Source organism: Candidatus Protofrankia californiensis (genome assembly GCF_900634765.1).
Classification (GTDB): domain Bacteria; phylum Actinomycetota; class Actinomycetes; order Frankiales; family Frankiaceae; genus Protofrankia; species Protofrankia californiensis.
This window is the reverse complement of record NZ_CAAAFT010000170.1, coordinates 1-4990: the sequence shown is the minus strand read 5'-3', so window position 1 is coordinate 4990 and position 4990 is coordinate 1. Positions and strand designations below refer to the sequence as shown.

Sequence of the window (4990 nt, the reverse complement as noted above, 5' to 3'; positions counted from 1 at the left end):
GCCGAGGCATCGACAGACCGGGGGCAACAGGCCCCGAGGCAACAGGCCGGGAGCGACGGGCCCGGGGCGACAGAGAACGGGGAGGTTACTGGCCCTGGGTGAACTCGCTGATACCGATCACGTTCGGTTGTGTATGCACGCACCGGTAGATCGCGGCCTTGTCGGCTGCTGAGGCGGACGTGATGTCGTAGCGCAAAGGGTAAACACGACTACTCCGGGCGTTGTTGTGGTCGGGTGGCTCCTGTACGGCCCCGCCGGCCGTGGGGCATGCGGCGCGGACCGCCTCCTTCTGGGCATCGGTCGCGGTCGGGGTGAAGTAGACCACCGCCTCGACGCGCGGTGAGGGTCCCGCTACCGTGGCGTAGATGCCGAAGGCGACCAGGCCGGCCAGTGCGAGCACGCCCAGCACCACCCAGCGCCGGTTATGCCGATCTGTCAGGGTCCGGCGCGCTCCGGCCATGGCCTGCGCCACGGCCGGTTGCGGCGGACGCCGGTCACCCGCCCGCGCCGCCTTGCCCAGCGCTGGCTTGTCCAGCACTTCGTCCGGTACGTCCTGCGAGGTCACGGGCCTTCCTTCGGGCGCAGTGGCCGCCTGCTGCAACGGTTGCAGCCAGCATGGCACTGATCGGCACGCGGCGATCGATGTCCGCAATCCGACCATCGCGACAAGGCGTGTCCCCAACCTAGCGCTCCGGGCGAGGCCATAAGGTAAGCGGTCTTGCCGCTCGTGCTGACTGACACGCGCGATCCACGTCACACCCAGACCTGAATCCAAGCCGGCCCAATGCGTTTCGATCACGGGGGACCAGGAGTATCACGCAGCGATCTCCTGGTGATCGTCTGTGTTCGTGGTGGCGGAGGGCCCCAAGAAACCCCGGAGAGACCGTGCCCTCCCGCATTGAGGACTACGCGCTGATCGGCGACACACATTCGGCCGCGCTGGTCTCCAGGGACGGTTCGATCGACTGGCTGTGCTTGCCCCGGTTCGACTCGACCGCATGCTTTGCCGCGCTGCTCGGCGACGACAACTCCGGCCACTGGAAGATCGCGCCGGTCGATCCGGTACTAGCGGTGAGCAGACGCTACCGCGGCGACACCCTCGTCCTCGAAACCGACATGACCACGGCGAGCGGAACCGTGCGGATCGTCGACGCGATGTATCCGCGGTCCGGCGAACACCTCGTGCTACGGCTCGTCGAGGGCATCGAGGGAACCGTGCGGATGCGCAGCGAGACCCGCATCCGCTTCGACTACGGTTCGATCGTCCCGTGGGTGCGACGTTTCGACGACCACACGATGGTCGCGGTCGCGGGTCCTGACGCGGTCACCCTGCGCACGACCGCGCCGATGGAGGGCCACGACATGGCCACCTACGCGCAGTTCACGGTCTCCGCCGGTCAGTCCGTGCCGTTCTCCCTGGCCTGGTGCCCCTCGCACCGCCCGGCACACGCCCGGATCGACGTCCGCCGGGCGATCGACCTGACCGAGTCGTGGTGGGCGGACTGGATGGCCGGTTGCACCTACGACGGGCAGTGGCAGGACGCCGTCCGACGCTCCCTGATCACCCTCAAGGCGCTGACGTACGCGCCGACCGGCGGCATCGTCGCGGCGGTCACGACCTCCCTGCCCGAGATGATCGGCGGTGTCCGCAACTGGGACTACCGCTACTGCTGGTTGCGGGACGCCACCATCACCCTGCTCGCCCTGCTCGACGCCGGGTTCACCAGCGAGGCCAAGGCATGGCGGGAGTGGCTGCTGCGGGCCGTCGCGGGCGACCCCTCGCGCGTCCAGATCATGTACGGGGTCGGCGGCGAGCGCCGGCTCCCCGAGTACGAGGTACCGTGGCTGCCCGGCTACGAGGGCTCGGCTCCCGTCCGGATCGGCAACGGCGCCGTCGACCAGTTCCAGCTGGACGTCTACGGCGAGGTGCTCGACGCGCTGCATGTCGCCCGGGTGGCCACCGACGTGGACGGCCAGGACGACTCGTGGGCGCTGCAGACCAAGCTGATGGACTTCCTGGAGACCGGGTGGCGCAAGCCCGACGAAGGCATCTGGGAGGTCCGCGGGCCGCGGCGGGACTTCGTCCACTCCAAGGTGATGGCGTGGGTGGCGGCGGACCGGGCCGTCAAGGGCATCACCGAGTGGGGGCTGCCCGGCCCGCTGGACCGCTGGACGGCGCTGCGGGCCGAGATCCACAACGAGGTCTGCGCCCGCGGTTTCGACCCCGCCCGCAACACCTTCACCCAGTTCTACGGCTCCACCGAACTGGACGCGGCTCTGCTGAACATACCGCTCGTCGGCTTCCTGCCGGCAACGGACCCGCGTACGGTCGGCACGGTGGCCGCCATCGAACGCGAACTCATGCAGGACGGGTTCGTGCTGCGCTACCCGACCGCAGAGGACGGCGCGGTGGACGGCCTGCCCGCCGGTGAGGGCGCCTTCCTCGCCTGTACCTTCTGGCTCGCCGACAACTACGCCCTGTCAGGACGGGTACGCGAAGCCCAGGAGCTGTTCGAGCGGCTGCTCGCCCTGCGCAACGACGTCGGGCTGCTGTCGGAGGAGTACGACCCCCACCTCGGGCGGATGGTCGGCAACTTTCCGCAGGCATTCAGTCACGTCCCGCTGGTCAACACCGCCCGGACGCTGACCGACGCCCTGCGCGGCAGGCCACGCTCCCGTACCGATCGGGCCTATCCCCCGGGCCATTTCTTCGGCTGACTCCCTTGATCGTCTATTGTCCATGTCGAACCAGCCGGCCGAAGAGCGCGATCATAGTTCTTCCCCTGCGCTCGGAGGCCGCGGGAAACGAGAAAACCAGCTTGACCGAAGAGCACGCGATCATCGCTTTTCATCGCGCGTTCGCAGGTCCAGGGAATCCTAGGAACCAGGAGCGGAACGCGTGGCGGGTCGGGTCGCGGTGATCGGTGGCGGCATTCTCGGGCTCGCGGTGGCCCGGCGGATCGGGCAGGTCGATCCGGCCGCCACGGTGACGGTCTTCGAAAAGGAGCAGGACGTCGCCCGCCATCAGAGCGGGCACAACAGCGGAGTCGCCCATGCCGGTCTGTACTACCAGCCGGGATCGCTGAAGGCAACCCTGTGCCGACGAGGCGTAGCCTTGCTCAAGGAATACTGTGCCGCTCACGGCATCCGCTACGACGAATGCGGCAAGGTCGTGGTCGCGGTCGACGACAGTGAGCTGGGCCGGCTCGCCGACATCGCGAACCGGGCGCAGGCCAACGGCGTCCCGAACACGACCATGCTGGACCCGCACGACCTGCGCCGCTACGAACCACATGCCCGCGGGGTGGCCGCGCTGCACTCCCCCACGACCGCGATCGTCGACTACCCGGCGGTGGTCCGGACGCTGCGTGACGGCGTGTGGGACGCCGGCGGATCGGTGCGCACCGGCAGCGAGGTCGTGTCCGTCGAGGAGCGTTCCGACGGCGTCCACCTGGGCCTGCGGGTCCGGGGAAGCGCCCGGGTGGCTCCCAACGGCACGCACGCGACCGCCTCCAGGGCCGACGGCACGGTCGCGGCCGTCTCGACGGTGGTCGGGCCGTTCGACCTGCTCATCGCCTGCGCGGGCCTGCAGTCCGACCAGGTGGCCGCACTCACCGGCGAGGAGCCTTCACCGCAGATCGTCCCATTCCGCGGCGACTACTGGCTGCTACGACCAGAACGCCTCGGCCTCGTGCGTGGGCTGATCTACCCGGTACCGGACCCGCGATATCCGTTCCTCGGGATCCATCTGACCAGGAGGGTGGACGGGAACGTGCTGGTCGGCCCGAACGCGGTCCTCGCGACCGCCCGCGAGGGGTACACCCGCCTGACCGTGCAGGGGTCGGAGCTGCGCCGGACGCTCGCGTGGCCAGGCTTCCGGAAGATGGCGCGACAGCACTGGCGGACCGGGGCCAAGGAGATCCTGCGCACGGCGAGCCGGCATGCGTTCATCGCCGAGGCCCGCCGGTATGTCCCGCAGCTGCAGGCCGGTGATGTGGTCCGGGGTCCCTCCGGCGTCCGCGCGCAGGCGGTCGCGCGCGACGGCAGCCTGGTGGACGACTTCGTGCTGTCGATACGCGGAAGGATCGTACATGTCCGGAACGCCCCGTCACCGGCAGCGACCGCTTCTCTGGCCATCGCCGAGCACATAGTGAGCAAGGTCGTCGCCGAGCCAGCCACATAGATATACATATGGTAATGGTTTGGTCACCGATTCGCAGAGCGGACCACCCGGGCACGGACTACCCCGGATCCCCTGCCGGACCCCGTGCCCCGGTGCCGCGCTCCGGTGAAGGACCGCGCGGGGCAACGGTTGGGATGCGAGGCTCTCAGGGTGTCCTCGTCGACGGATTCTGCTGCCACGCGTGGGAAGGCCGACCTGGGGCCGGCGGGGGCTCCCCTGCCCCATCCCGACCTTGCCGCCCGGTGGCGGGCGGCTCGCGAGCCGGCCGCGATCACGCACCTTGACGCCGCCGGGTGTGCGCGGACGAGCCGGGCCACGATCGCCGCCCACGCCGAGTACCTCACCGAGGAAAGCCGGGTCGGTGGGTATGTCGCGGAGATCCGTCACAGCCAGACGCTGACGCAGGCCAGGGCGAACCTGGCACAGCTGCTGGGTCCGGGTCTCACCGCGGACGACGTGACCTTCCATCACTCGGCCGCCACCGCCTTCGCGGCGCTCATCGACGCCTGGCCCCTGCCCGCCGGTGGCCGGATCGGTGTGGTGCCCAGCGAGTTCGGTTCCAATACGATGGTGCTGGCCGCACGCGCTGCCCGTGACGGCATCGAGCTGGTCGACCTGCCCGTCGACGGCGACGGGCGCATCAACCTCGACAGGCTGGGGCACTCCGAACTCGCCGGGCTGGACCTGGTGACCTTTCCGCATGTTCCCAGCCAACGCGGGATCGTCCAGCCGGCAGCCGAGGTCGCCGCCCGTGCCGCGGCGGTGGGCGTCCCGCTCCTGCTCGACGTCGCCCAGTCCCTCGGGCAG

The 4990-nt window shown here is 69.6% G+C and carries 4 protein-coding genes; 3 read left to right on the top strand and 1 reads right to left on the bottom strand.

Annotated features, from left to right (window positions below):
- Positions 1–85 precede the first annotated feature (85 nt).
- Entirely contained in the window at positions 86–565 is a 480-nt protein-coding gene (locus tag DD1DGNOD_RS09545; RefSeq protein ID WP_131769933.1) for a hypothetical protein, read from the bottom strand.
- 320 nt (positions 566–885) lie between these two features.
- On the opposite strand from DD1DGNOD_RS09545, the gene DD1DGNOD_RS09540 reads away from it, so the two are divergent.
- From DD1DGNOD_RS09540 to DD1DGNOD_RS09530, 3 genes are all read left to right on the top strand, one after another.
- On the top strand, positions 886–2718 hold the full coding sequence (locus DD1DGNOD_RS09540; RefSeq protein WP_131766268.1) for a glycoside hydrolase family 15 protein: 1833 nt from the start codon (positions 886–888) through the stop codon (positions 2716–2718).
- Positions 2719–2899: 181 nt separating this feature from the next.
- Entirely contained in the window at positions 2900–4183 is a 1284-nt protein-coding gene (locus DD1DGNOD_RS09535; protein WP_131766267.1) for an L-2-hydroxyglutarate oxidase, read from the top strand.
- A gap of 150 nt (positions 4184–4333) precedes the next feature.
- Positions 4334–4990, top strand: a 657-nt coding sequence (locus DD1DGNOD_RS09530) for an aminotransferase class V-fold PLP-dependent enzyme (protein ID WP_241255604.1), incomplete at its 3' end; no start/stop codon positions are given.